The organism is Acidobacteriota bacterium, assembly GCA_018268895.1.
Taxonomy (GTDB): domain Bacteria; phylum Acidobacteriota; class Terriglobia; order Terriglobales; family Acidobacteriaceae; genus Edaphobacter.
The window spans coordinates 1-26,243 of sequence record JAFDVP010000012.1; the positions used below are offsets into that span (position 1 = coordinate 1).

Here is a 26,243-nt window from a genome sequence, read left to right on the forward strand (position 1 = left end):
GTCTGATTCAGCGCCTCATCCTGCAAGGTGGTCGTTGAACCATTGGTGCTGGGTGATCGTCCATAGGTTCGTGTGCCGTCCGTTGTGACACGGCTGAGTGATCCCGTGGTGCCATCGGCATTCAGACCGTTGCCGTTGCAGCCGCCTGAATAGGAATAGTTGATGGTTCCGCCCGTTGGCAGAGTGACTGAAGCAAGTCGTCCGGTTACGGCTCCGCTTACACCAGATGTGTTTTCATAACTGAACTGGTAGAAGGTGCCGTCAGCCAGAGTGATGCGGTCAACAAGATCGTTGGCCAGTGGACCGTATTCTCCGATGCCGCTGCACCCGAAGTTTGTCTGCACGGTATATGTGACATAGGAGACGGTCGCATTTGCCGTGGTACTTGAATCAGCTTGCTGGGCAACGTTGTATGTTAATGTCCGAGGGCTGCTCGCTGTACCATTTCCCCCAACAGTTAACGCTGTTGTACCTAAGGTATCGGTAAATACCCCATTTCCATTTGTCGTGATCTGGTTTCCGTTAGTATCTGTAACCTCGCCACCACCGCCGGTTATATTGACGGGAGGGACAATTGTTTTCCCGGTTGGGCCAGTGATAATGATGTCCGTGTAATTCGTAACGGAGATCTTGTATCCAGAACCGTCGGTAGCGGTCGCAGTCAGATTTGGCTGGTTTAGCCCTGACTGTCCGTGACAATCCCGGTTGTCGTTCGTTTGTCCCACAAAAGTATGAGCGACACCGAAGGTGTCCATATACACAAATGGTTGATACGTGTAGTTAGTGCAATTCAAATAGTATTCGTTGCTACCCACTCTGTAGGTGTATACCTCTGGATCATCCTCGGTTTCATACGTTACATATCCCGTCACCGTCGCTGTGTCCGCCAGCCATCCGAAGCTCTGGGCAGGCGTCCACGTTGTCGTTCCAGTAGCACTGGAGGCAGTCCAGAAGAGACTGTCGTATGACAGGTTGTAATGAAACGGCATACCGCGCCCCTGCTTCGACAGAATCGGGACGCTGAAATGAACATTCAGGTTGCCGATGTTGACCGAATCGAATCCACGGTTATCGAAGGAACCGAAGGAATACAGACCAGTAACTTGAGCGGATGCGGAAGTCGCAAAAAATAGAGCGAAAACAGACAGCAAAATAAGCCGACGCATAATCTCTACCTTTTCTGTGGATGGGGCTTAGTTTGTAATGCGCGCTTCGGAGACACGGATTTCTAGCTGCAATGCACCATTGACATACCTCTGTATGAGGAATGGCAGTTGCGTGTCCCCAATTCTTCGATAATCTGAGAACCGAGTCTCGAACGCTATGATCGCAATAGAATTAGAAGCCGGAAGAGAATAGCGATAGCTCAGCGGCAGCAGCGAGTTGGGTTCAAGCTCAAGTTTTACGGGCTTAGCGGATGAGCGTACCGTTGTTGTCGATGCGACTGATGCGTCGACTGTTGAACTGGAGAACTGTATCGCCAGAGTGCGACGCGGGTTATCTCCGCTATTAGTCCCAAGATCAGAAACCGTCAGCCCTTGGCTCAATACATTTGGAGCCTGTAACGTCATCATCGGGAGAAACCAAACCAGCGGTGTCTGGCAATGGCGGCCTCTGGTCTTATGTTCGATCCCATCGGATTTCTGCCAAATACAAGTCATCATCGGCGTAGTGGAATCCTGCGATTCAACGCTCTCGCCCGAGGTACGGAGATTCAGTTTGAGTTCTGTCTTTCCTTTGGTATCGGCAGTGAGCGTGACGCTACCTTCATCTGGAGGCCCACCTTGATGCACTGTTGCTGTTCCAACCAGGTCGATTGAACTAATGGGTTTGTCCGCCGAAAAGGCTTGAATGGCTTGGGAAAGGATCGGGCTTGAAGTTGGTGCCGGAGATTGGGCAATTGCCGTGGCGGTTAGGGCGATACTGGAAAGCCCTATTAGAGCGCCCTTACAAACCCCAAGGCTGAGGCCGCTTGTACTACGAAGTTGGATTGACATCGTACAGTCCCTTTCAGCGGACAGGGACCTGGGGGAAAGAACTTCAGCATCGGTCGGACTCTATTTTTGAATGCCCTCGCAAAGTAAGGCTAATCGGGAATTACGTCAAGAAAAATCTTGTGAATAACGCTTTTCATGGCTCACCATCAAGAGCCGTTATGCCAGTGGACGCCGCTACAATCCCCAAATTACGAAAATCGTCCACTAAGGCCGACCATTTACTTGCAACCATTTAGAGAACGTTGCATCGGCCACGGAGCCTGCGGGCAACTTCCAGCAGAATTCCCCGTGCACTCAGCACAAAGCGAGCTGAAGACTGACCCGCTGATGTTCGCAGCCCTCGCACGGACATAGATATCTAACTTCAAATTAATCTCAGAAATTCAAATAGATAGGATTCCCCAAAACTAGCAGTCTGCCATCCTGAGCCCGAACATTGACGCGCAGCCAGTGCCTACTACCATCTGCAACCTGCACCGCGTGCCATTCCTCATGACCCGACTGAACAGATACGCGGTCGCCAAACGGCAGAACTTCTCCATCGCGAATCAGCTCCACATGCGCTCCTTCGAGATTGTTCAGGGTCAGCGATAGGTTGATGCTGGCGCCGCCGGAGACAGTCATAGGGTCCCCCATCGTTGCCATCTGCGCGCCGGCCTTTGCAACGAAAGCAATCGCACGATCTCGTGTCCCTTCCACATCGACAAAGACATGTCCTGCACGCATACCGTCGAGAATAGCGCGCTCTGAAAGATTCGCCGCGTAGACAACCGTCGTGGGTCTGCCAATGGCCGCTTCGTGATCCGGTTCATAGGACGCATTATGGTTATCGCTTCCACCAATCGCCGTCACACGCAGGCCGTCGTTCAGCCTCTGCTGCCAGAAAGGAACACCTGATAGCGGGCCCTCTGCGTTATCGCCGTTGATTGCCTCGATGACGAGAACGCGTTTGAAGTCGGTGTCCTTCACCGACCAGCCGCATCCCATGCAGGCACTCCCCGTAGGAAGACCGGGATGGTTGATGGAGAGAAGAGCGTGCTTCCTTTCTACCTCGTCCAGCAAAGTAGAAAACGTCGGCACATACTTGCTCGTCAGGCGAAAGTCGATAAACTCTGTCGTGCCGAAGACATTTGCGTGCCCCTGAAAGGTCGTGATCTCCCGGCCCGGTATAAACAACATCCGGTCGAAATAAGGCGCAAGCTCCCGCTCTGCATCGAAGTGCGAGATGGTGTTGTGGTCGGTGATCGCAATGAAGTCGAGACCGCGCGCGGCAGCCGCTTCAACCGTCTTATAGAGCGGGCAGGGGACCTTTTTTCCGGTCTGGCTGTCGCACGAGCCGTCGCTATGCGCATCGTGCATATGAAGGTCGCCACGAAACCATGCCGGCCCTTGACGCACTGGCTCAGCCTCAAAGGTCGAGATCGCAGCAGGTTCGCCAGCGCGGCCGAAGTAGATCTTCGCGACATACTCAGAACGAACACCCTTGCCTACACTCGGCACACCGAGCAGCAGCTTCCACACCCCCGGCCGCACGGGCCCCGGAAGATACGACGGCGTAGCATCGCTCTCCGAAACCGTGAACGCATTCTTGTTGCCTCCGCTCCAGCCGCGGAACCTCTCATTGTCGAGAAGACCAAGATCGATTGTGGTCTGGTGTTCGTGTTCAGTGTAAGCAAACTCTACGCTGACGCGCACGACTCCCGCAGGCACCTTGAACGGAACCTCGACATAGGACTCGCGATTGGCTTCAGTAATCGTCCCGCGAAGAACCAGGTCCGGCCGGCGCGGCTGCTGTGCGCGGCACCGGACCGGCCCAAGCCCCATTGCAAGAGCGACCAGCATCACAACCAACGAAAAGGCAGGTATTCGAATCGCCGGCTCCTTATTTAAGCAAAGAGAATCAGAGTAAATAAACACGCCAACACTAGACACAACATTTGCGACATTGCGGCTAAATCGTCAGATTGCGGACTACGTTGAGGGAACGGCTTCACCCGGCTTCTGCTCTCCGTTGGCTGCTTGTCCCTTCCGTATCTCCTCGCCCAGCAGGATCGCCTCGGAAATCTCAAGCATCGATTTTCGCCGCTGACGGCTCTCTCGTTGCATCATGCGATACGCCTCTTCCTCTCCTATTTGCATATCGCGTTGCAGAATTCCCTTCGCCCGCTCGACTGCTTTGCGCGCCTCAAGCCTGCCCGCAAGCTGCGCATTTTCATTCTCAAGGCGTGCGCGCTCTACCTCTGCGCCTACTAGATACCCGATCGTGGAGAGCAGACGCACCTCATTCACTGTGTGCTGATAGGAGTGACGATGCTGCAGATTGATGACTCCTACCACCCTTCCCGCACACAGGATCGGAGTCGAAAGCAGGGCCTCAAAACGGTCCTCGGGCAGGTTCTTGAAGAGTTTGAAGCGGGAATCCTCCGAGGCATTTGCCGCCAGCGCAACTGGTTCACGATGCTCGGCAACCCAACCAGTAATTCCCTGCCCCAGCTTGATCCCCAGATGATCGATGACATCCGCGTGTGGGTTCTTCGATGCCCTGAGAACAAGTTTTTCCCCTTCGAGCACGTAGATAAAGCACGAATCGCAAGGAACAACTGTAGTCACAAAGTCGACGATCCGTCCCAGTACGGCATGAAAAGAATCGGCCGAAGCAATACGGCTCGTAATCTCATGTAAGAAGTCGATAGGAGCAATCGGGGGAGCAACTGCCGCGGCCGTAGCCACCGGGGGATCCTGTTTTGCCTTCAATGTAATCTCACGTAGTCCGGTCTGGCGCGCGCTCATGCTTCGAGCGGGAGCATTTTTCCTTTCAACCAGGCCCCGTGACTGCTGCGCCGCCTCATTCACCAGGAAACCCATCTTAGGATGCGATGGCTGTATATCGGGAGTTATGCCATGCTGCGACAGCTCCTCAGTCGTGGTCGGCCCAATGGAAGCCACTACCAGGGACCGCAAAGCTGCGCGAAGCTCCTGGACGGAATTCATCTCCGATGCAATCTTGAACAGGTGCACAACCTGTGCTGCCGTCGTGAACAACACAACATCCACGCTACCGTTCATCAACCCAAGCACCGCTTCGCGCAAAGGCCGAGTATCTTCAGGAAGCGCCCACTGATAGACCGGAACCCTGACGACCGCAAGACATCGCCTGGTCAGCGCTTCGAGCATCTCAGGGTTGGGCACCCCATACTCCTGCACAGCGACGCGTAGAGACGATAGGGACTCTCCCAGCTTTTCATCCAACGCGGCTATCATCTCGTGCCAGGTGTTCGGCTCAGGAGCAGCCACTGTGATCGAGACATCGAGTTCTTTCAGCGCGGCAACGGATTTGGAGCCGCGCGCCGCAACCTTCACCTTCCGTAATGCAGCAACGAAGCCTTCGCGCTTGCCTGCCTTCTCTGCGATCGCCAACAGGGCACCAATGCCTACGCCCGTCATGCAGACGAACAGGTCCAACTTGCCCGCAATCAGGTCATCGACAAATTCAACCGCGTGTTTGTTTGACTCAAGCGGCACCTCACGCATCGCCGGTACCACCAACGGCTCTCCGCCGTAGGTGCGGACCAGTTTCGCCATCTCATTCGCCCGCCTTGACTCAAGCGATAAGACTCTTAGCCCATCGAAACCCGCAATTGCCATCCCGTTCTCCAGCGCTTTCGAGCTAAATTGATACGGAAACCATTACCTATTGGCGTAAATGGTCTGATTTTCCTAAGGGAAGTTCGCTTCTGCTTCACATTCTACAGAGGTTGCCGGTCTAACAGAAACCTCATGCTAACGTGTTCCTATACTAGAGCCATCGCCCGGCATTGAGGAGCGGCCTCGCTCTTGCGCAACACCCTTGACGTCATGAGAGAAGTCACGCCACTCCGCTGCCTCCTCGTCATCTGTCTTATTTGGCTGTCTTTGCCTGCTTGTCTCGCCTCAGCACAAAGCATCTCAACCACATGTGCACTCATCCGGGGCAGGGCAAATCCAGGCCCGGTCAACAACGTATCGTCCGGCCTGGTCCCTTCCTTAGGCGGCCCATATGCCGATTCTGAACTGGAGGCCCGCCTGGCCACTGCATACCGCCGGCTTTCTGAACGGCCAGGCTCGGCCACGATGCAAACGCTGAAGAATAGCGTAAACCTGGCGAAAGAGCGCGTAAACCCATGCGCTGAGGCCCTTGCCGCCTATGCCCTTGGGGTTGCAACCCGAAACAACAACGCCCAGGCCTCCCAGATGTGGTTCCAGCAAGCGGAGATCGGATTCCATGCTGCCGGATCCAGCACCGGTCTTGCACATACCCACTTCGAACTCGTCGCTGCCACAAGCAAAGTTCGACCTGTCGCCGAGGTTGCCTCATCCTTCACGGCCGTCGCCGAAGAGTTCGACCGGATCGATGATCCTCGGGATGCGCTTACTGCGCGTATTCTCGCCGTCAACCATCTATCGGCCGATCCCGCAAAGGAGTTGGACCCGTTGCTCGATCAGGCACGAGCGCTGCATAGCACGTCGCTTGAAGGCCGCATCCACCAGGCGTGGGGAGAGATTCTCTTCAACCGCGGCGAGTATGACGGGGCCATGCGTCACTACACAACTTCGGATGAACTGTTTGCTGCATGCAGATGCGACCTCGACCAGCGCGCCTACCTTCAGACAAGCATGGGCAGAATTGAACGCACACAGGGCCGTCCTGAAGCTGCAATCCCACACTACCGGCTTGCTTTGAAGTTGCAGCAGCAAGCGCGGGACGAATCCTTCATCCCGCAAACCCTTAACGCCATCAGCGTTGCCTATCAGACGATGCGCCAATACCCTCTTGCCATTGCATATGTGCAAAAGGCCCTTGTCTTTGCAAGAAAGATCCGTTCTCGGCAATTCACCGATTTCCTTGAAGCCAACCTGGGGGCGTTGTACTCACAATCGGGCCAACCGCAACTCGGCCTTCCACTGTTGCAGCGCGCGACAAAAAACCTTGGCAATGACTATCAGCGATGCACACGCTACTCCCAACTGGCCGACACTTACATCGCGCTGCACAAACTGAATGAAGCAAATACTTCGATCGATGCGTCTATCGATGCCTGTGAGCGCGAAAACGATCGACGCAATCTGGCCGACGGCCTAGAGACACGCGCACGTATCCGCATGAAACGTGGAGATCCGCTTGCCCTTGCACTCGCCGATGCGCGTCGTTCACTGTCGCTGATCGAGGAGATTCGCTCCCATGTCGTTCCTGAGGACGCTCATAAACGCGGTTACAACCAGCAAACCCTTAGTACCTATGAGACGACCATAGCGATCCTGGCACGCATGAATCGATATGCCGAGGCTCTCGACGTTACCGAGCAATCGCGCGCACGAGCGTTTCTCGACCTCCTGAGCAGCCCACGCACCGCATCCCAGGGAACAAGTACGCCGGCGCTTCATCCAGACTCCAGAGGTCGCCGGACCAATCGAGGAACCATCACCCAATCCTCGTCACCCGCAGGCCTTCTGCTTGAAAGCGAGGCCCGCTCCTCCGCCATGCAGGGTCCCGAGATTCTGGAACAGGTGCGTCGTCTTCACACCACCTTGCTAGCCTTCTGGGTAACGCCTGAACGCCTGTACACCTGGGTGGTATCTTCCAACACGGAAAAGGGTGATGACGCCATCTTTGGCATCTCACAGCCCATTCGAGCCTCGGAGATCGAGACGCTCGTTCAGTCGACTGATCCATACAACACCAGCTATCCCGGGCAGCTCCGCGCATGGAGCAAGCTGTATCGGATACTGATCGCTCCCGTGGCCGCGCATCTTCCCACCGAGACGGGATCCCTCATCACTATCGTCCCGCATGGGCCTTTGTTTCGCCTGTCCTTCGCGGCCCTGGCCAATCCAACCCATCATTATCTCGTCGAACGATATGCTCTCAATACGATCCCGGCCGTGGGACTGCTTCGCTATACAAGCAGAAATAAGGCCAAAGCCGAAGCCCTGCCTCCGCACTACACTCTACTCGCCGCTCCACAAGACATGCCTCGACTCGACGGAGCTGCCCTGGCGCCCCTGCCCGGTACCGCTGAAGAGGTCGCAGCGATCGCAAAGACGCTGCCACCTGGCGAAACCAGCCTTCTAGAAGGCGCTCACGCAAATGCTACCGAACTCTTGCGCGAGCTTCCTCATGCCACTGTGGTTCACTTTGCAACCCACGCCATCGTTAGTGGTACAGACCCTTTCGGGTCCTTCCTCGCACTAGACCGGGAGCCTGAAAATAAGGGGCTGGCCTCAGATGGATTGCTCACCTCGGCTTCGATCTACTCGCTTCGTATGCACGCACGTATGGTTGTGCTAAGCGCGTGCCGCACCGGCCGTGGGCCTGTAAGCGCGGATGGCGTCGCTGGCCTTGCCCGCGCCTTCTTCTATGCAGGATCGGAATCGATCGTAAGCACCCTTTGGGATGTAGCCGATCAACCAACTGCCATTCTGATGCCTCTTTTCTATGGACGGCTTGCAAAAGGAGAATCGCGAGCACAGGCCCTGCGGTCGGCCCAACTCGATCTGATCGAGCAGCTACGGACGGGCCGGATACGCGTAAACATCATGGGAACCAGCCGTCGGATACCTGAGCGACCGGCCTACTGGGCCGCATTTTCCCTCGCCGGAGAGCCCTGAATCCGTATTCCCTGTCGAAATCTTTAGCCGGATGATCTACTCTATACCCCGATATACAAACGATCTACGGCCACAGACTCTACAAAGAAGCAATAAGGCTGCAAACCGGTTTATTCTTTTTTCCCGGCCCATACGATGATCTCAGTAGATGAATTTAACAGCATCTATCACCGGCACGTTGATGCCGTCTTTCGCGTTTCGCTGCGCACCGTAAGCCGCCGCGAGATCGCCGAGGAGATCACAAGCGAAGTGTTCCTTACCCTCTTCCAATCCGCCGACGCCATAACGCGGGAACAACTGCCCGCATGGCTGTTTACGGTCGCCAAACGTCGCGCCGCAGATTATTGGCGACGCTGGTATCTCGAACAGCGATGGGCAGACTCGACCGCCGACTCCGATGCCGGGTCACAATCGTTCTCGCAGCCTGAAATTCCGTTCACGGACCTGCTCTCGCGCTGCACAGCATTGAAACCCGTCCATCGCGCCTGCCTCATCCTCCGCTTTGTGCAGGGAATGACCCGCGAAGAGATCGCGTCGCAGACCGGGCTTTCGGAACTACAGGTAAAGGGCCACCTGCAATACGCATTGAAGCTGCTCCGCGACACGATGACAGGGTATCAACAGGACTTTCCCCCCTCTGAGGAGCTTCCTGCAAATGCCTGATCTTAAAGATAAAGAACGGCTACCTGACGGCGTTCGCGCGCAGGCGGAGTGCCCTCCGGTTGCATTGGTTCGCGCATGGCAGGAAGGCGCCCTGCCGGATGAACTGATCCGGGATGTCGCAGCACATATGTCGGACTGTGCGCTATGCCGGACTCTGCTGGCGGACCTTGATCAGATATCGCAGCCGGCCATCACCTCGGCTGAACGTGATCGCATCCGCCGCAGACTTCCTGTGATCGCCTACACTGCAGAACACAGTACCGGTTGGCACTGGTATGCTACCGCCTCGGCAGCGGCTGCACTCGTTATCGCAGGAATCTTCCTTACGGTTCGCCTTGCAGAACGTCCGCACGTGGCGCAGAACGAAATACTGGTAACGCCTCCAGCACGCCAGACAGCAGCCCCGCCTCAAATTCCAGCACAGGTCGACGCGCTCTCTGCCGCTGGAATTCAGATATCCAAACTGGCTCCGCCGCTCGATCTATCTCCGGGGCTCATCTTGAGAGGTGAGGCATCATCGACGGAACCGACGATGATGCAGCTCACACCCGCATTCCGCGCATACAACTCTGGAGACTATGCCCTGGCCACGCAACTCTTCTCGCAGTTGGCAAAACAGTTTCCTCGCTCCGGAAGGCCCTTTCTTTATCTCGGCGTAACCCAGTTATTGACCAATGACAATGCGGCCGCCCTATTCAACCTCAGACGCGCCGAAGAATTTGTTTCTCCATCTGAAAAGGATGCAGCCTCCTGGTATCGCCTTGCCGCCTCCGCCCGTACGCAGGCCTCCGATACGGCGCAGCTTGCGCACGCGCTCTGCAATCGCAATGGCTCAACCTATGCTCAACAGGCGTGCCAACTGGAAAAAGCGCTACCTCGAGGTAACGACTGAGGCTATCCCAGCATCGCGCTCTTCATCGAGCGGCCTGAAGCCTGCCAGCGCTTTACAGTCTCGTAAACAAGCACAGTCGTGAAGGTCACTGTCACCCACAGAACAGTCTCCTCTATGGGGATCCCTGCCCACGCGGTCACTCTCAGCCCAATCATCTGGCGCCCCTGAAAACCCCACCAGCCATAGGGCAGGGCAAGCGTGACCTCCCACATGAGGCTTGTCAGCAGGATCATGTACGCAGCCAGGCTAAACGCCCTCCAGTTCACAAACGCCTTCGCTGAAGAATAGAGGACCGACGATGGAACCAGCGCTCCCAGCACAAGAAAAATCCAATAGCCGGGGAACCCCTCCCTCTCCGCCGAGAATTGATACTTGTACGTCAGCGCGGCCGCGATCAATACAGCACCGAGGACTGCAGAGCTGGGATGAAATCTGAACAGCCGGTCAAATTCCACTCGCTCCGGCGCATCCTCTCCAACGCTGTACGCTTTCAGCCAATACCCATCCAGCCAGATGTAGATCAGAAGTACAGCAACGAATCCCAGAAAATAAAAAAGATACTCTTCGACGGGCACCCCGCCATGGAGCGCAGGCGCTCGCCAACCAAGCGTTGCCTGTGGATTGGGGAAGGTGAAGAACAGATGCGCGAAGAAAAAATCGAGAGCGGCACCGATAGGAAAGAGCAGGCCGATCGTCCACCAGAACGACTTCTTCGAGATGCGGATACCCTCCTCCGGCACAAGCCAGAATGCAATGCCGGCTATTGGCACTGCAAACAAAAGTAAGCTCACTGTATATCCAAACGGAGAAGGGTTTTTCGTTGAAAGGTCGACGACGGACGAGATGCGCACCGTGCGCAAAGTCAGCGCTGTAGGCACCGCCAGCATAGCGATCATGACAGCTACAGTTCCGAAACCAGCCACCGCACGGCTTTTGATCGGACCACGCAAGCTCCACCTCCAAAACGGGGCCCATCGAACCATGGAAAGGATGAGGCAAACCGACGCCTTGAAAGCGATGGCACCTACAGACAGTAGGACCCAGCGCAGTGCAAGTCAAACTGCGGCTTGCTGAAAACCATGCGAAGGCAACCCTCAGGGTCTACAATCGCATTCGGAGCGGCTCGGCCTGCTCCGCGAGGTCTTCGTCCGTGACTGTCAATCCTGTCGCCATTCTTGTCGTCATCGTCCTGCTCTACCTCATCAGCTCCATCAAAATACTCAAGGAATACGAGCGAGGCGTCATCTTCCGGCTCGGCCGCACCTCTCCAGCCAAGGGTCCCGGCATCATCCTTGTCTTCCGCCCGCTCGACCAGATGGTTCGCGTCTCACTTCGCCAGGAAGCGATGGAAGTCCCTCCGCAGGACATCATCACGCGCGACAACGTCACGCTGAAGGTAAACGCTGTTATTACTCTTCGTGTCGTCGACCCAACGAAGGCCGTCATCGAAGTTGCCAACTACATCTACCAGACGTCGCAGTTCTCGCAAACAACTCTCCGCTCCGTACTCGGCGAGGTCGAGCTCGACGAACTCCTTGCCCACCGCGACCGGCTCAACCAGCGCATTCAAACCATCATCGACGGCCACACCGCTCCCTTTGGTGTAAAGGTCGTCTCCGTCGAGGTCAAACAGGTTGACCTCCCCGAATCCATGCTCCGTGCCATGGCGAAGCAAGCCGAGGCGGAACGAGAGCGCCGATCCAAGATCATTCACGCAGAAGGCGAGTACAACGCCGCGCAAAAACTTGTCGATGCCGCCGCCCTTCTGGCCACGCAGCCCATGACCCTGCAACTCCGTTACCTGCAAACTCTGACCGAGATAGGTGTCGAGAAGAATACGACCATCGTTTTTCCGCTTCCCATGGAGCTCATGAACTTGTTAAACAAGAGTCTTAGCCCGCAATCGGCGGCAGAGACGAAACCAACTCCGTGAAGACCCGCTACGAAGACGATGAGTTTGACGAAATTCCACGAGACCGCGAGATATCCCTCGGGGCTCCCACAATTCTTGGCATCTTTTTCCTTATCGCGCTGGTCTGCGCCGTCTTCTTTGGTTTCGGGTATGGCATCGGGCGCAAATCCTCTGTTGCCGTCGGACCGGCAACAAGTACTGTCGAAGCCTCGTCCATAAAGCCATCCAGCGCGGCAAAGCCCGCCCCTGGCCTGACAACACCTGAGGCAACCACCCCTGATTCAGACACAGCCGGAGCAAATGCTCCCCAGCTTCCTCAACCCGATCAGATGGAAGCTCCAGCAGCGGATCCCGCGCCTACGGCAACGGCTAAGTCTTCGCCTTCAAAGAAGATGCCCGCCCCAATCGTCGCGAAGACCGCGCCAACCCCTCCAGTACCAGCTGCCCACGCTCCGGCTGCAACTGCACAGGCTGGCGCCCCTGCTCTCGTTCAGGTGGCTGCAGTCTCGCATCAGGAAGATGCAGACCTTCTACTGAACGCGCTCAAGCGTCGCGGCTACAGCGTGGCAATTCGTCACGAGCCGCAGGACAAACTTCTGCACGTGCAGATCGGCCCTCTCGCCACACGCAAAGATGCCGATGCCATGCGTCAGAGACTGCTCGCCGATGGCTATAACGCCATCGTCAAATAAAACACGCAATCGCTGAGATGAAGCTACTCCAGCGGCTTCATCTCGTCCGGCAACGCCTCTGCAATAGCCCTTCGCACTGCCCTCAACAATTCCTCTCGGTTCTGGAATTCCAAGGGCTCAATAGCTGGCAGCAGCTTTACCTGTGCAATTCCGGGCTTGATCGCCCAACTCCCTTTGCGCATCATCTCCTGCGTTCCCGAGATCACAACCGGGACGACGGGGGCCTTCGTCTCCATCGCAAGAAAGAACGGCCCTTTCTTGAACGCTGCAAGACGCCCATCCCGCGAACGCGTCCCCTCCGGGAAGACGAGGATGTTCAGACCGCTCGCAAGGGCCTCTCCCGCCGCGATAACACTGGCCTGCGCCGCTTCACGGTTGCCGCCACGCTCCACCGGGACAAACTGGCCCATGCGCATTGCACGTCCGAGAATCGGAATGCGCATCAGTTCTTTCTTCAGCAGAACCGAACACCTGCCGGGCAATAACGGCAGCACAACCGGGGGATCGAGATTCGAGACATGGTTGCACATGAATATGCACGGCCGTCCCGCGGGAACATTCTCAAGCCCGGTAAGCTCTGTTTTGATTCCAGCCGCGCGAACTCCGGCGTTTGCAATCCACATAGCCACTCTATAGAGCGGGTTGATATCGCCAACCAGCAGCGTGTAGGGGATCCCGATGATTCCTGCAATCGGGCCTAACGCTGTGTACACAAACAACATCTTAAAAGTCGAAAACATGATCTCAGGAGAACCTAGCCGCAAGCCGGGCAGCAATAACCGACTCTGTAATAGCGCGCGGCAGCTTCTGGTAAATTCCGCCAAACCCGCCGTTCGACAGAATCGCAACCACATCGCCGCTCCTCACTTCAGGAGCAAGCGCCGCTGCAATCGAATCCGCATCCTGATAAACCGCCGCGAGGATTCCACGTTCCTTTAACGCGCGGACAACATGCTCCGGCACCAGCCTCTCGGCCACAGGAATGCTCTCCGATTTGAAGACGCTGGCCATCACCACCTGATCGGCCAGCGCCAGGCTATCGACAAGCGCGCTTTCAAAGACATTTCTTCGCAATGTATTCGACCGCGGCTCAAGCACAGCCAGCAGACGCTGTCCTGGATAACTCTCCCGCAATGCCCGTAAGGTCTCGCGGATCGCCGTCGGGTGGTGAGCGAAGTCATCGATGATCGTCACCCCTTCGGCCACGGCCTTCACCTCTAGCCGCCGCTTGACGCTTCGGAACGTCCGCAACGCCTCTGCAATCGCTTCCACAGGAATACCGCGCCCTGCAGCCAGCGCCGCGGCTGCAGTGGCATTCAACGCATTGTGTTCGCCCGCCATCGGCAAACTCAGCTCGGCAAAACGGTTCTCTCCACGCCACAGCGTCCATTGCGCAAGTGGTCCATCGTGGCGCAAGTCGGAGATCCTCCAATAAGACCCCTCCCTGAACCCATAGCGCTCCACCTCGCAGAATGCTTTCTTGGTGCACTCGTCTACATTCTCGCTGCCGTCATAAGCAATCAGCCTTCCTCGCCTCGGAATCAGGTTGACGAACCGCTTGAATGCCGTCTTTACAGCATCAAGGTCGGAGTAGATATCTGCATGGTCGAACTCCACATGCGTCAGTATGGCGGCAACTGGAAAATAGTGCAGAAACTTTGGGCCTTTATCGAAGAACGCCGTATCGTACTCATCGCCTTCAAGAATGAACGGCGATGTAGGGCGAACCATAAAGCTCGTGCCAAAATTCTCCGCCACACCGCCAATCAAAAACGAAGGTGCCAGGCTGGACTCTCGCTCCGAGGCAACCTCAAAAATCCACGCCAGCATACTCGTCGTCGTCGTCTTGCCGTGCGTTCCTGCAACCACAAGGGGTTCCCTGCCATTGAGGAATTCGTCGTGCAATATCTGCGCCATCGAACAAAAAGGAATCCGCTCATCCAACACGCGCTCCAGCTCAACATTGCCGCGAGAGATCGCATTGCCTACAACAACAAGGTCGGGGCGGCGGTCTAAATTCTTCTCCGCATACGGCTCATGCACCGTAATTCCAATCTCGCGCAGAAGGTCACTCATCGGCGGATAAGCCGCCGCATCCGAGCCAGACACCTCATGGCCCTGCTGCTTCAGCATTCCGGCCAGCGAAGCCATCGCCGTACCGCAGATTCCTATCAGATAGATGTGTTTTTGCATTGCGCCAAAGAAAGACTAACTCGAAACGGCAGGCTCCATAAAGCGTAAGTGAGGATTCTCCGCCTCGCGGAGATCAAGCGTTACTGAAACACCTAGTGGCAGCGACACATTCGCGCCATTTACATGACCGCATCGCAATCCAACCGCTACCGGCCCTTCAAACCCGCGCAGTCCATGTTTAAGTGCGCGTTCCAGCAAAGCCTGCTCCTCTTCACCCACGCACTGCTCCATATCGCCGAAGACAATCCCGCGCACACCATTCAACCTGCCCGAGTAGCGCAGATGCAGCAACAGTCTGTCCCATTGATACGGCTTGGTCCCTATGTCTTCCAGGAAAAGTATGCTCCCCTCCAGATGTGGAGCGTAAGGGGTTCCCAATGCCTCAGCCAGAATGGAGATGCAGCCTCCCATCAGTTCGCCCGTTGCCAATCCAGACTGCATGACACGCAATCCATCCGCAGGCCCGAGTGTCCAGCTATCGTCCCCATAAAAAGCATGTTGCCAGCTCGGAAGATCGACTCCGTGCTCGCGTGCAAGGTCCGAGGCCACCATCGGAGCATAGAAGCTCACGACCCCCACTTCATTCTGTAGCCAGCTATGCAGTGAAGTATGGTCGCTATATCCGATAAACGCCTTTGCATTCGCGCGGACCAGGTCAACATTCAGATGAGGCAACAGCTCTGCGGAACCCCATCCGCCTCGTGTGCAGATAACTCCGTCCACATCCGGATCTGCAAAAGCGCTGTGCAGGTCCTCAAGCCTGTCCCTCAGAGAACCTGCATAGTACAGCGGCCCATTGGCCAATGCATGCCTTCCCAGCTTCACGCGATATCCAAGCGCTTCCAACTCCGCCAGTCCACGCCCAACAAGCTCGCGCTTTGGCGTGCTGGCAGGCGAGATCACTGCCAGAGTCGCGCCACGGCGTAGCGCTGCCGGTTTTGTGAATCCGCGGGCGCTCCTCCGCGTCATACTCCTACGGCCTCGCCGCGGCAGATAATCTCCGCAGGACCCGTCAACTTCATTGCAACTTCATTCGCCGGCCACACCGTCTTTTGAGCGCCGCCTTCAGCTACTGCTCTCAATTCACGGCCTACACCGCGCAAAGCCATCGCTGCCGCTGACGATGCGCAGGTTCCTGTACCGGAAGAAGTCGTCGGGCCGCAGCCGCGCTCATAGATGCGAAAAGCAATCTCATCGTTCGAGACAATCTTCACAAACTCGACGTTCGTCCCATGCGTAAACAACGGGCTGGTGCTGATCTGCGCGCCAAGCACCTGCCAGTTCAACCCGTAGGCGCTGAAGTCGTCTGCATCCGTAAAGATCACAAAGTGAGGGTTGCCAACATTGACCATTGCACCGACGACGTTCCCGACCCCAGGCAATTCGATCGTGCGCGGCATCACCCGGGGAACTCCCATCTCGCTCTCGATCATGTAAACCGGGTCGGCATCCTCGACCACGCGGCAGATACGAGGGCCGCCGTGCGTTCCGAAGATAACGCTATCCATCCCCTCGGAGCTCGCCAGCCACGCGGCGACACAGCGCGTTCCATTGCCCGAAAGCTCGGCCTCGCTGCCATCGGCGTTGAACAGACGAAGAAATAACTCGCCGTTTGGCTTCCGCTCCAGAAATTCAATTCCGTCCGCTCCCACGCTGGTATTGCGGCTGCAAAGCCTCCGCGCCAGGGTTGCATGCTGACGCTTCGCCGCCGCCTCCTCAATCACAAGAAAATCATTGCCGCAGGCATGCGCTTTTACGAACGAAATCATCTCTCTATTCTTCCTCAGAATCGCGAAATGCCACAACCTCACCCGCCAATTCACTCTCGCGCAGTTCCTGTAGTAAGCGAATATGGCGCTTTGCGCTCGTCGAAACCGAAAACGTTATGCGCTCAAGCCCCGCAACGCTGTCACGCTCAATCACGTTGAGGCGAACCCCCATCCGGTCCAACACGCTTAGCGCCGCCATATACATCTTTCCCATGTCCTGCCCACGAACCTCATAGAGCATGGCATAGTGCTTCCAACCCGAAATCGATTCAAGATATCCAACAACCGCCAACGCGATGAGTGTAATGACCGTCGCGAGTACAGCTTCAAGATAGAGCCCGGCACCACAGGCCATGCCAATCGATGCGATAACAAACACAGTCGCCGCACTGGTCAATCCAACCACCCTCGCGCGGGTATGAAGTATGATCCCAGCCCCCAGGAAGCCGATTCCCTGCACGATGTTCGCAGCCACTCTTCCCTTGTCGGGGTTGCTATCGCCGGCAAGCACGGCCGATAGCAATGTAAAAAATGCGCACCCCACACACAGCAGCATATTCGTCCGCAAACCGGACGCCTTGTGCCGCAACTCCCGCTCTAACCCGATGGCGCCCCCCAGGACGCACGCCGTAAAAAGACGGGTCACCGTGCCCTTTGAGAGCAGCTCCTGGTCGATCTGGCTGAAATGAAACTGTGGGACGAACATAGTCTCGCCAGATGGTAGCATCCATCACTGCCACCGTCTCAGCGGGAACTACGGGGAGGAATCAGAATCGATCCGACCTGTAAACCCGCGCACAGGCCTGACCCGTCGTGCAGAGCACCGTCAGCTCCGTCAGCCCCTGCGGGTGCGCCTTGACAGCACCTGTCACTGGATCGCCATCAATGGCAACCACATACGCCGCATGCTCGGCCGGCGCCGCCAGCGCGGCCTTCCAGCTATCGTAGTCGCTCTCGCTCAGTGTCTGCCGCAAAGGAATACCCGCCTGCTGCAACGCACCCACGTGGTCGGAGTTGTACATCAGGATCGGCGCGCCAGGCGGAAACGATCTCAGCTCTCGCGCAAGGGCCGACTCAAACGCTACCCTCGTTGTGGAGTTCACCATCGCCTCTTTCAACACCAGCGGCACACGATACATCATCGCAATGGCATTGCCGGCAATCAGCAACACAACAATGGGCGTCAGCAGCCTGGCGGCAACAGGCTGCGATCTCATCCACCATTGCTGCAACCACGCCAGCGCGAGAAACCCAAAGACCGCAAACGCCGGGAGCATCTCCATTCCGTAGCGCGAGTTGTAGTACGAGTGCGGAGGCAGCGGTGGAATAAAGATCGGAATCGAACCAAACGCAATCGAATAGATATAGAACGGGAGCGGCACCCAGAGCAGCATGGAAGCGAGCTCAAGTCTTCGTCGAATCGCGAGCACAAGCCCGGCGACTGCCAGCCCCGCAACCGCAAACCCGGCCTCCCACGCCGCTACATCAAGCTGCGATGTCCTCAAATACAGGACGGCTGCCCCCACTGGATCGTGCCAGCCCGGATAGTGGTGCGATCCCGGAGGCGAAGTGCGCTTCTCAATCGCCGATGCGGAGTAAGGCCCCCGCATGAAATCCAGTGGATCGTGAAAGAAGTGCTGGTTGTAGGCAAGCCATGCAATCGGCCCGGCCAGCGCTAGAAAAGTAAAGGCCGCAAACCCCGGCAGCGCCCGCCGCTGCATAGCTTGCGAGCGAAGAACGTGCCACGCAACAACGCACCACACCGCCGCACCGAAGATCCAGCCATCGTAACGCGTAAAAACTGCGGCGACGATAAGCAGACCCAACCCAATCAACTTTCGATTGACTCGTCCAGTCCGACCCGCGCGAATGTCCTCAACGCAATCCATCGTCAGCCCGGTGGCCCAGATCAGAATTGCGAGAAACAACGGCTCCGTCATCGCCGTCGTCGACAGATAGAGAAGGTTTGGATTCAACCCATAGAATGCAGTCGCCGCCAATGCCCACTGCGGGGCCATCATGCGTCGCGAAAGCTTGTAGAAACCCGCTACGCTCACCACATAGCAAAACAGCGAAGGCCACGCTCCCGCAAGACCGTTCTGCCACCACTGCATCTTCTGTACAAAGGGCACCATCAGCAGGTGCGGCAGCGGAAGCCACACACCGCCAAGTTGTATCAGGCCAGGATTTCGCGTATCCAGGATGCGCCGCGCAATTCCCAGGTGTGCCACCGCATCACCATAGAGAAGCAGATACCCCCGCGAGATACAAACGAGCAACGCAACCAGCGCAAAAGCTACCGCCGCCAACGCAATCGGCATGAGCTCTTCGCGTCGGGCCGGACGCGCCTCAACGTCAATCGGTGAAAGCCCTTCCGGCCTGCGTTCGCCCGCTGCAACGCTGCGACCGCGGCGCCTACTTGCCCGTGTACTCAAGATGCGATATCTCCTGAAACAGGCAGAAGCGTTCCTCGATCTCCTCGCGTGTCACATTTTGAAGACGCTCTGTGCCAAAGCGCTCAACCGCAAACGACCCCATCACGCCGCCGTAAAACATTGCCTTGCGAAACACCGTCGGCGTCAGTTCAGGCTGCGATGCCAGGTAACCGTAGAATCCGCCGGCAAATGAATCTCCCGCACCCGTCGGATCGACAACCTCCGCCAGCGGAAGCGCCGGCGCGCGGAAGGGATGTAGCGCCTTCACACCGCCCGCAAATGAGTGCTCCCCGAAGAAGGCCGTCGCGCCATACTCGCCATGCTTCACGATCAACGCCTTCGGCCCCATTGACAGCACCTTATTCGCCGCCAGCACCAGGTTATTCTCCTTCGCCAGCATGTGCGCTTCACCATCGTTGATTAGGAGCACATCCAGTTCGCGCAACACCTTCGCCAGGTTCGCGGCATGGTCTGCAATCCAGTAGTTCATCGTATCGCCGCAAACCATGCGGACGTTCTTCATCTGGCTGCGCACTCGACCTTGCAGGACGGGATCGATGTTCGCGAGAAACAGGTACTCGCTGTCCTTATACTTCTCTGGGATCTTGGGCTCGAACGTCTGAAAGACATTCAGATCGGTCCCAAGCGTCTGCGCCTCATTCAGATTGTTGACGTACGACCCTGTCCAGTGAAAACTCAGGCCATCGGCGTGTTCGATCCCCGTCGTATCGATGCCGCGCTTTTTGAAGACAGCTTCGTGTTCGCCTGTGAAATCTTTGCCCACAACCGCGATCACGCGCACGTCGGTAAAATAGCTCGCAGCAAGCGAGAAGTGAGTCGCCGCGCCCCCCAGGCAGTGGTCGACCGAGCCGCTGGGCGTCTGAATGCTATCGAACGCCACTGAACCTACAACAAGAATGGACATGAAACCTCTTTCAAAACTTTTGGGATTCCTTATGCTGAACCGCGATCGCTACAAGTACTTATCCAACAACAAGCCCAGCTTCTGCTTCGTAGCCGTGGGAACCGCCTTGCGGTCGGTCAGGATTGCATACTTCAGGGCATCGCCACAGGCGCAGCTCTTCTCCTTCGGCATCGCCGCAACTGCCGCGCGGACAACCTTCGCTGCGTTCTCCGAGTTCTGGTGCATCACCGCGACAATCTGGTCGACCGTCACATCGTCATGCCCCTCGCGCCAGCAGTCATAATCGGTCACCATCGCCATGGTGGCGTAGCAAATCTCCGCCTCGCGGGCCAGCTTCGCTTCCTGAAGATTGGTCATGCCGATTACATCGGCGCCCCAACTCCGATAGAGATTCGACTCGGCGCGGGTTGAAAACTGCGGGCCCTCCATACATACGTACGTTCCGCCGCTCTTGCCCACGACGCCGTTTGCATCACACGCCTTCTGAAACGTCGCGGAAACAGTCGCGCACACCGGATCGCCAAACGCCACATGTGCAACAATGCCGTCGCCGAAAAACGTTGACGCGCGCGCAAACGTGCGATCGATAAACTGGTCCGGCATCACAAAATCTGTCGGCTTGTGCTCTTCCTTCAACGACCCGACAGCCGAAACGGAAAGTATCCTCTCAACTCCAAGCGTCTTCATCGCATAGATATTTGCGCGAAAATTCAGCTCCGTCGGCAGCAGCCGATGCCCGCGTCCATGTCGAGCCAGAAAAGCGACCTTGCGTCCCTCAAGCTCTCCGAGCACCAGCGCATCCGAAGGATCGCCGAACGGCGTCGCTATCTTCTCTTCTGTGACGTTGGTAAGCCCTGGCATCGCATAAAGTCCGCTGCCGCCGATAATCCCGATCTCTGCCTTCAAATTCTGTCTCCTGCCCGCGGCCCACAGCCGAAGCTATCTGGTGGAACGCCCTTCAGAAGTATACCGTCCAGACACAGCAACCCTCATCATTCCAAACGAACGTATCACCCCTGCCAACGACATCGCAGGCTCATACTGCGCACCTGCCAGGCGCAGCGGGCCTTCGCTCTGCATACCCGCGATGGCGTCTCTCAGCTTGCGCGCCAAAGCAAGTTCAAATCCTTCACTCACAAAAACTGTCGAACCCGTGATCGAAATCAGCACATCGCCTTCGTTCGTCGAAAAGACCTGCTCGTTGTCATCCGCCTCATCTTTCTCGCGACGCGTCACCTTCGAGTACTTCCGCGGAATCTGCGCTGCATAGATTCGCATGAACGTCTTCGCCGAATCAGGGTTCTTCCACCGCGACTCATACAGAAGCCCCAGCGAGGCCGTCGTCTCCTTTTCAGCGGGCGTCGCTCCCTTGCGCTGCGCAGCATAGTAGATGCCGCCATTCCAGTCGGGAGACAGACCGCTCGCCATCTCGCGGCCGCCAAACAACTCCGCCAGAATGCGCACATCCAGCTCGCCCATCACTCCCAGGTCATACGGCTCGTATTCGGTTTCGATCAATGGATGGATATCCGGCAAACGCAGCACAGGAACCGGCGCGTGCGCGATATACGCCTCGGGGTGCAGAATCTCAAAGCTCGACGACGGCGGGTTCGCCAGTACACCGCCAAAAGCCGCTTCTTTACCACCCTTCACCAGCACTGCATGCTCAAAGGCCAAGCCATCGCTATAGGGAAACAACAACGACTCCTGCAACAGCAGCGGAGCACGCGCCATGACAGGCGAATTGCCGTTATCCGCGCTAGCGTCTTTCAACTTGGCCATCTGTTCTGGAGCCACATCCGCAATCGTTCTTCCCGTTGGCTTCAGCGTGTAGTCGACAAACACCGCCATCGCCTGCCCCTCGGCCACGGCCTCGCGCGCTGTCTCCGCCTCATCCACCAGCAGGTGCTTATTGTCGTCCTTCACGTTGCGCGACGTGTCGTTCAGGCTCACGTCCGACCACTTCGTCAGGTTGACCTTCTGGTCCTGCAGCGCATGAGTCAGTTCGTGCGCCAGCACCGACTTCTGCTCATCCGGCTCAATCCAATCCAGCAGATTCACCGTCTTCGTCTTGTTGTCGTAAAAGCCCGCAATCTGTTCCGTCAGCAGCGAGAGCATAAACGGCCGCAGGTGAAAGTCTCTGTCCAGCAGCCCAAACTTCTTCAGCACCAGTCCGGCGCGCTGCATTCGCTTCACGCTCTCGTCTTCATCGAACTTCTTCGTCAGATACTTCGTGACCTCATCGCGCGAGATCAGCTTGCGCTTCACGCTGTGCTCAATCGGCAGCTTCGTATCCGAGCTGACAAAGCCAAGGATCTCGTCGACCGAACGGAACAGCTCCTTCGCCTGTTCCTTCGTCATCGGGGCCTGCGGCTTGGTGGAGGCCTTCTCTCCTGAAGCCGTCTGACACGCACCGACACCGCTCCCCATGAGCGTGCAGCCCATCAACAGCGCTACGGTTACAACCCATCGTTCGAATCGCCCCACCCTGCCTTCACCCATTCGCCGCCGCACTCCACCTCTCCATCAACCGCTATAATCAAGTGTACGCAGAGTTTCTCTGCGCCGTCCTACGACAATGGCCGCGACCTCCAATCCGACGCAGGAAGCCGCCTCGACATCCCAGCCCCAGCTTGCGGCGTTACTCCAAAGAGCAGGCACTGCCCCGCTCGACCGGATTGGCTGGCTCCGCGTCACCGGCTCCGACCGAGTGCGCTGGCTCAACGGCATGGTCACCAACTCCGTGCAGCAGCTCACCCCGGGCCAGGGTACGTACAACTTCTTTCTCAACGCGCAGGGACGTATCCAGGGCGACGGCTACATCTTCGCTTCGCCCGAATCGCTCCTCGTCGAGACAACGCGCCAGCAGATCGCCACGCTCATCCCCTATCTCGACCACTACATCATCATGGACGACGTCGAGCTGGCCGACGTCAGCGAGACACGCCGCGGCCTCACCATCATCGGCCCTCAGGCCCCCACGCTCCTTGCAAAGCTCGGCCTTGCGGCAGACCGACTCGCTGAACTCGAAACTGCCACGGTGCCGTGGAATACAACAACCGTCACCGTCATCCACGCCTTCAGCCCGCTCGTTCCTCGCTTCGAGCTCTGGGTCGATGCGGCTGCCGACGCTGACCCATTGCTCGACACACTGAAGAATTTCGGGGCAATCGCTGTCGAAGCCGTCGCGCTCGAAGCGCTCCGCATCATCGAAGGCACTCCGCTCTACGGCGTCGATATTCGTGATCGTGACCTGCCGCAGGAGACCAACCAGACCCGCGCCCTGCACTTCGCCAAGGGCTGCTACCTGGGTCAGGAGATCGTCGAGCGCATCCGCTCGCGCGGCAACGTGCACCGCAGCTTTACCTCCTTCCGCATCGAAGGTGTTCTTCCCACTCCAGGTACTGCGCTTGAGGCCGCCGGCAAAGCAGCGGGCGAACTCACAAGCATCGTCTCGCTGGTCGACAATCAAAATCAGCCGGTGACTCTCGCCCTCGGCTACGCCCGTCGCGAGGCCATCGAGCGCAATGAACCGTTAAGCTATCCCGGCGGCACCGCACACCCTGTTACTGCTCCCGCCACAGCGGAGATCAATCTCTCACGCTGAGCATCTGATCTACTGAGAAAGAGCCTTCGACTATGTCCGAACAAAACAAACCCTTCGTCGTCACCGATCGCCGCAAGTTCACCCTCGACGGAGAAGCCCGTCCCGACGCCGATCCTTCACCCGAGCGCGACGAGCGCGAAGCCGTCCAGGCCTCCGCTCCCATCGACGTCGCACCTCCGGCTCCCGTGGAGACTGCCGAAGAAGAGATCGCCGACGCCGAACTCCCGGCTCCCACAGAGGAGCAACTCGAACGTGCGCGTGTCGCCTACGAGGCCACCGCCGAGCGCCTCGATACCGCCATTCGCGCCGCCAATCCCGGCATGGACCACCCGCCCGTCATGAGCTTCTCGACCCTCGTGCAGTCCGTCTACATGTCCGCCATCGTGCAGCTAGGCGGAGCCACCCCCGAGGGCCAGCAGCCCCAGGTCGACATCATCGGCGCGCGCCAGAGCATCGACATGCTCGCCGTCCTCGCAGGCAAAACCAAAGGCAATCTCGACCCCACCGAGCAACGTCTGCTCGACAGCGCTCTCTTCGAGCTGCGCATGGCCTTCCTCGAGATCACCCAGGCCCTCGCCCGCTCCGCAGCACCCAGGGTCCCCGGAACTCCAACCCCCGGCAAACCGAGCATCGTTCGCTAATGCCAATGAGAGCACGCTAACGGATGGAGGCCACCCTCACATTTCTCGGCACCGGCACCTCCATGGGGGTGCCCACGCTAGGCTGCGACTGCGCCGTCTGCGCCTCCGCTGTCAGCGCAAAAGGCGATCCGCGTAACCGCCGCACGCGTCCTTCGCTTCGCCTCGCATACAACCGCCACATTGTCATCGTCGATACCGGGCCTGACTTCCACGCGCAGGCCATTCGCGAAGACATCCGCCACGTCGATGCCATCCTCTACACCCACGGCCACGCCGACCACATCCTCGGCTTCGACGACCTGCGCCCGCTCAGCTTTCAGCTCAAGAGCCATCTTCCCCTCTACGCCGACCAGGAAACCACCGATACCATCCGCCGCGTCTTCGACTACACCTTCCGGACACAGGATCGCTACTCTACCGCGGCTCGCGTCGATCTCCATCCGCTCGACGAGACCACCCCGGGCGCAGGCATCGATCTCTTCGGTGCCTGCTTCCAGCGCATTCCGGTCACCCACGGACGCCAGACCATCACCGGCTTCCGTTTCGGCTCCGCCGCCTATCTCACCGACATGAGCGATATCCCGCCCGAAAGCATTCCCCTGCTTCAGAACCTGGACATTCTCATCCTCGATGCTCTGCGGCGCCAGCCCCACCCCAGCCACTCCCACCTCGAGCGCTCACTCGCCTACGTCGAAAAGCTCAACCCCAAACGCGCTTACTTCACCCACATCAGCCACGACCTCGACCACGAGGCCACTGAGGCTGAACTGCCACCCAACGTTCGTCTCGCCTACGACGGCCTTCAACTCACCTTTGACATCGCTTGAACATGAACGTCTACCGCTCCCTCTCCGATCTCCCCGCCGGCTTCGGCCCCACCGTCGCCACCATTGGCAACTTCGACGGTGTTCACCTCGGCCATCGCTGGGTACTCGGTGAAGTCATCCATCGCGCACACGCCCTCAATGCCCGCTCGCTCGCCATCACCTTCGACCCACATCCCGCGCGCGTCCTTCGCCCACAGACACCTCTTCCGCTCATTACGCCTCTCGCCCAAAAGCTCACCCTGCTCGAAGCTACCGGCGTCGATGCCACGCTCGTGCTCCCCTTCACTGCCGAGTTGTCGCAAATGACCGCGCGCGACTTCGCCGCGCACATCCTTCACGACAAGCTGGGAATCGTTGAGCTTCACGAAGGAGAAAACTTTCGCTTCGGTCACAACGCCGAAGCCGGCGTCGATTCGCTCGAAGCACTCGGCCGCGAGCTAGGCTTCGCAGTCTCCATCTATACGCCGCGCTCGACTCACGGCCTCGCCGTCTCCTCCAGCCTCATTCGCAAACTCATCGCAGCAGGCAATGCCAGCCGCGCCCGCGCCCTCCTGGGGCGTCCCTTCGCCATTCACAGCACGCCCGCCTCAGGCCGTGGCTACGGAACCAGATACACCGTGCCCACCATCAACCTCGCACCCTATGCAGAATTGATTCCCGCCATCGGCGTCTACATCACCACGCTCACGGTCAACGGCGAAACCTTCGACGCCGTAACGAACATCGGCAATCGCCCCACCTTCGGTGCAGACTCCTTCACCATCGAATCGCACCTGCTCAACTTCCACCCCATCGACTTGCACGAAGATACCCCCCTCACCCTCACCTTCCTGCATCGTCTCCGCGACGAGACTCGCTGGCCCTCACCCGAAGCCCTGCGCGAGCAGATAGGCCGCGACGTCCGCCGCGCTCAGCGCTACTTCAGCGTGTGCCGTTTGCTGACCTCCCATAATCTCCCCAAAAACTTGTCATCCTGAGCGAAGCGCAGCGAAGTCCAATGACCTGCATTTTTGTGGATATCTGAGCCGCCGGTAAACCAGCAACC

The 26,243-nt window shown here is 57.8% G+C and carries 23 protein-coding genes; 9 read left to right on the plus strand and 14 right to left on the minus strand.

Annotation, left to right across the window (positions count from 1 at the left end):
* The 4 genes from JSS95_13555 to JSS95_13570 all read right to left on the minus strand — a co-directional run.
* Positions 1-1,166 (minus strand): hypothetical protein (locus tag JSS95_13555; protein ID MBS1800836.1); only part of this gene is annotated, 1,166 nt, incomplete at its 3' end.
* Positions 1,167-1,193: 27 nt separating this feature from the next.
* Complete coding sequence (locus JSS95_13560; protein MBS1800837.1) at positions 1,194-1,997, minus strand: hypothetical protein; 804 nt, start codon at positions 1,995-1,997, stop codon at positions 1,194-1,196.
* A gap of 375 nt (positions 1,998-2,372) precedes the next feature.
* Positions 2,373-3,821, minus strand: coding sequence for a PHP domain-containing protein (locus tag JSS95_13565; protein MBS1800838.1), 1,449 nt, complete (start codon positions 3,819-3,821; stop codon positions 2,373-2,375).
* A gap of 147 nt (positions 3,822-3,968) precedes the next feature.
* On the minus strand, positions 3,969-5,642 hold the full coding sequence (locus JSS95_13570; protein MBS1800839.1) for a uroporphyrinogen-III synthase: 1,674 nt from the start codon (positions 5,640-5,642) through the stop codon (positions 3,969-3,971).
* Positions 5,643-6,107: 465 nt separating this feature from the next.
* Between JSS95_13570 and JSS95_13575 the strand changes: the two genes are divergently transcribed.
* The 3 genes from JSS95_13575 to JSS95_13585 all read left to right on the plus strand — a co-directional run bounded on the left by JSS95_13575 (position 6,108) and on the right by JSS95_13585 (position 10,197).
* Positions 6,108-8,642, plus strand: a complete 2,535-nt coding sequence (locus tag JSS95_13575) for a CHAT domain-containing protein (GenBank protein MBS1800840.1) — start codon at positions 6,108-6,110, stop codon at positions 8,640-8,642.
* Between the two features lie 135 nt (positions 8,643-8,777).
* Positions 8,778-9,305, plus strand: a complete 528-nt coding sequence (locus JSS95_13580; protein ID MBS1800841.1) for a sigma-70 family RNA polymerase sigma factor — start codon at positions 8,778-8,780, stop codon at positions 9,303-9,305.
* Positions 9,298-10,197 (plus strand): hypothetical protein, encoded by a 900-nt coding sequence (locus JSS95_13585; protein ID MBS1800842.1) that lies wholly within the window; start codon positions 9,298-9,300, stop codon positions 10,195-10,197. Before JSS95_13580 ends, JSS95_13585 begins: the two co-directional genes overlap by 8 nt.
* Positions 10,198-10,199: 2 nt before the next feature.
* On the opposite strand, the gene JSS95_13590 is transcribed toward JSS95_13585, so the two are convergent.
* Positions 10,200-11,093, minus strand: coding sequence for a hypothetical protein (locus JSS95_13590; GenBank protein MBS1800843.1), 894 nt, complete (start codon positions 11,091-11,093; stop codon positions 10,200-10,202).
* Between the two features lie 254 nt (positions 11,094-11,347).
* On the opposite strand from JSS95_13590, the gene JSS95_13595 reads away from it, so the two are divergent.
* Together JSS95_13595 and JSS95_13600 are read left to right on the plus strand one after the other, a co-directional pair.
* Complete coding sequence (locus JSS95_13595; protein MBS1800844.1) at positions 11,348-12,130, plus strand: slipin family protein; 783 nt, start codon at positions 11,348-11,350, stop codon at positions 12,128-12,130.
* Complete coding sequence (locus JSS95_13600; protein ID MBS1800845.1) at positions 12,127-12,801, plus strand: SPOR domain-containing protein; 675 nt, start codon at positions 12,127-12,129, stop codon at positions 12,799-12,801. The genes JSS95_13595 and JSS95_13600 overlap by 4 nt, the downstream gene beginning before the upstream one ends.
* 23 nt (positions 12,802-12,824) lie before the next feature.
* Here the strand turns inward: JSS95_13600 and JSS95_13605 are convergent, their stop codons facing one another.
* From JSS95_13605 to JSS95_13645, 9 genes are all read right to left on the minus strand, one after another.
* Entirely contained in the window at positions 12,825-13,541 is a 717-nt protein-coding gene (locus JSS95_13605; protein ID MBS1800846.1) for a 1-acyl-sn-glycerol-3-phosphate acyltransferase, read from the minus strand.
* 4 nt (positions 13,542-13,545) lie between these two features.
* Complete coding sequence (gene mpl, locus JSS95_13610) at positions 13,546-14,994, minus strand: UDP-N-acetylmuramate:L-alanyl-gamma-D-glutamyl-meso-diaminopimelate ligase (protein ID MBS1800847.1); 1,449 nt, start codon at positions 14,992-14,994, stop codon at positions 13,546-13,548.
* Between the two features lie 15 nt (positions 14,995-15,009).
* Entirely contained in the window at positions 15,010-15,963 is a 954-nt protein-coding gene (locus JSS95_13615; GenBank protein MBS1800848.1) for an LD-carboxypeptidase, read from the minus strand.
* Positions 15,960-16,763, minus strand: coding sequence for a diaminopimelate epimerase (gene dapF, locus JSS95_13620; protein ID MBS1800849.1), 804 nt, complete (start codon positions 16,761-16,763; stop codon positions 15,960-15,962). Before dapF ends, JSS95_13615 begins: the two co-directional genes overlap by 4 nt.
* 4 nt (positions 16,764-16,767) lie before the next feature.
* Positions 16,768-17,469: an MgtC/SapB family protein gene (locus JSS95_13625; protein MBS1800850.1), complete on the minus strand. Its 702-nt coding sequence runs from the start codon at positions 17,467-17,469 to the stop codon at positions 16,768-16,770.
* A gap of 61 nt (positions 17,470-17,530) precedes the next feature.
* The gene (locus tag JSS95_13630; GenBank protein MBS1800851.1) at positions 17,531-19,084 is read right to left on the minus strand and encodes a glycosyltransferase family 39 protein; all 1,554 of its coding nucleotides are present in this window, start codon (positions 19,082-19,084) and stop codon (positions 17,531-17,533) included.
* 94 nt (positions 19,085-19,178) lie between these two features.
* Entirely contained in the window at positions 19,179-20,123 is a 945-nt protein-coding gene (locus JSS95_13635) for a sugar kinase (GenBank protein MBS1800852.1), read from the minus strand.
* A 48-nt stretch (positions 20,124-20,171) separates the two neighbouring features.
* Positions 20,172-21,029, minus strand: coding sequence for an S-methyl-5'-thioadenosine phosphorylase (gene mtnP, locus JSS95_13640; protein ID MBS1800853.1), 858 nt, complete (start codon positions 21,027-21,029; stop codon positions 20,172-20,174).
* A 33-nt stretch (positions 21,030-21,062) separates the two neighbouring features.
* Positions 21,063-22,625: a hypothetical protein gene (locus tag JSS95_13645; protein ID MBS1800854.1), complete on the minus strand. Its 1,563-nt coding sequence runs from the start codon at positions 22,623-22,625 to the stop codon at positions 21,063-21,065.
* Between the two features lie 76 nt (positions 22,626-22,701).
* On the opposite strand from JSS95_13645, the gene JSS95_13650 reads away from it, so the two are divergent.
* From JSS95_13650 to ribF, 4 genes are read left to right on the plus strand one after another with little or no spacing between them, the layout of a single operon-like run.
* Positions 22,702-23,730: a folate-binding protein YgfZ gene (locus tag JSS95_13650; protein MBS1800855.1), complete on the plus strand. Its 1,029-nt coding sequence runs from the start codon at positions 22,702-22,704 to the stop codon at positions 23,728-23,730.
* Positions 23,731-23,762: 32 nt separating this feature from the next.
* Entirely contained in the window at positions 23,763-24,371 is a 609-nt protein-coding gene (locus tag JSS95_13655; GenBank protein MBS1800856.1) for a DUF1844 domain-containing protein, read from the plus strand.
* Positions 24,372-24,394: 23 nt separating this feature from the next.
* On the plus strand, positions 24,395-25,198 hold the full coding sequence (locus tag JSS95_13660) for an MBL fold metallo-hydrolase (GenBank protein MBS1800857.1): 804 nt from the start codon (positions 24,395-24,397) through the stop codon (positions 25,196-25,198).
* A 2-nt stretch (positions 25,199-25,200) separates the two neighbouring features.
* Positions 25,201-26,175, plus strand: coding sequence for a riboflavin biosynthesis protein RibF (gene ribF / locus JSS95_13665; protein MBS1800858.1), 975 nt, complete (start codon positions 25,201-25,203; stop codon positions 26,173-26,175).
* Positions 26,176-26,243 lie beyond the last annotated feature (68 nt).

Coding starts and splice junctions, on each gene's coding strand:
- JSS95_13585 (MBS1800842.1), top strand. CDS start 9,298: ATGCCTGATCTTAAAGATAAAGAACGGCTACCTGACGGCGTTCGCGCG.
- JSS95_13625 (MBS1800850.1), bottom strand. CDS start 17,469: ATGTTCGTCCCACAGTTTCATTTCAGCCAGATCGACCAGGAGCTGCTC.
- JSS95_13655 (MBS1800856.1), top strand. CDS start 23,763: ATGTCCGAACAAAACAAACCCTTCGTCGTCACCGATCGCCGCAAGTTC.
- JSS95_13560 (MBS1800837.1), bottom strand. CDS start 1,997: ATGTCAATCCAACTTCGTAGTACAAGCGGCCTCAGCCTTGGGGTTTGT.
- JSS95_13645 (MBS1800854.1), bottom strand. CDS start 22,625: ATGGGTGAAGGCAGGGTGGGGCGATTCGAACGATGGGTTGTAACCGTA.
- ribF (MBS1800858.1), top strand. CDS start 25,201: ATGAACGTCTACCGCTCCCTCTCCGATCTCCCCGCCGGCTTCGGCCCC.
- dapF (MBS1800849.1), bottom strand. CDS start 16,763: ATGATTTCGTTCGTAAAAGCGCATGCCTGCGGCAATGATTTTCTTGTG.
- JSS95_13570 (MBS1800839.1), bottom strand. CDS start 5,642: ATGGCAATTGCGGGTTTCGATGGGCTAAGAGTCTTATCGCTTGAGTCA.
- JSS95_13630 (MBS1800851.1), bottom strand. CDS start 19,084: ATGCCGATTGCGTTGGCGGCGGTAGCTTTTGCGCTGGTTGCGTTGCTC.
- mpl (MBS1800847.1), bottom strand. CDS start 14,994: ATGCAAAAACACATCTATCTGATAGGAATCTGCGGTACGGCGATGGCT.
- JSS95_13575 (MBS1800840.1), top strand. CDS start 6,108: ATGCAAACGCTGAAGAATAGCGTAAACCTGGCGAAAGAGCGCGTAAAC.
- JSS95_13660 (MBS1800857.1), top strand. CDS start 24,395: ATGGAGGCCACCCTCACATTTCTCGGCACCGGCACCTCCATGGGGGTG.
- JSS95_13605 (MBS1800846.1), bottom strand. CDS start 13,541: ATGTTTTCGACTTTTAAGATGTTGTTTGTGTACACAGCGTTAGGCCCG.
- JSS95_13590 (MBS1800843.1), bottom strand. CDS start 11,093: ATGATCGCTATGCTGGCGGTGCCTACAGCGCTGACTTTGCGCACGGTG.
- JSS95_13580 (MBS1800841.1), top strand. CDS start 8,778: ATGATCTCAGTAGATGAATTTAACAGCATCTATCACCGGCACGTTGAT.
- JSS95_13650 (MBS1800855.1), top strand. CDS start 22,702: ATGGCCGCGACCTCCAATCCGACGCAGGAAGCCGCCTCGACATCCCAG.
- JSS95_13635 (MBS1800852.1), bottom strand. CDS start 20,123: ATGTCCATTCTTGTTGTAGGTTCAGTGGCGTTCGATAGCATTCAGACG.
- JSS95_13565 (MBS1800838.1), bottom strand. CDS start 3,821: ATGGGGCTTGGGCCGGTCCGGTGCCGCGCACAGCAGCCGCGCCGGCCG.
- JSS95_13615 (MBS1800848.1), bottom strand. CDS start 15,963: ATGACGCGGAGGAGCGCCCGCGGATTCACAAAACCGGCAGCGCTACGC.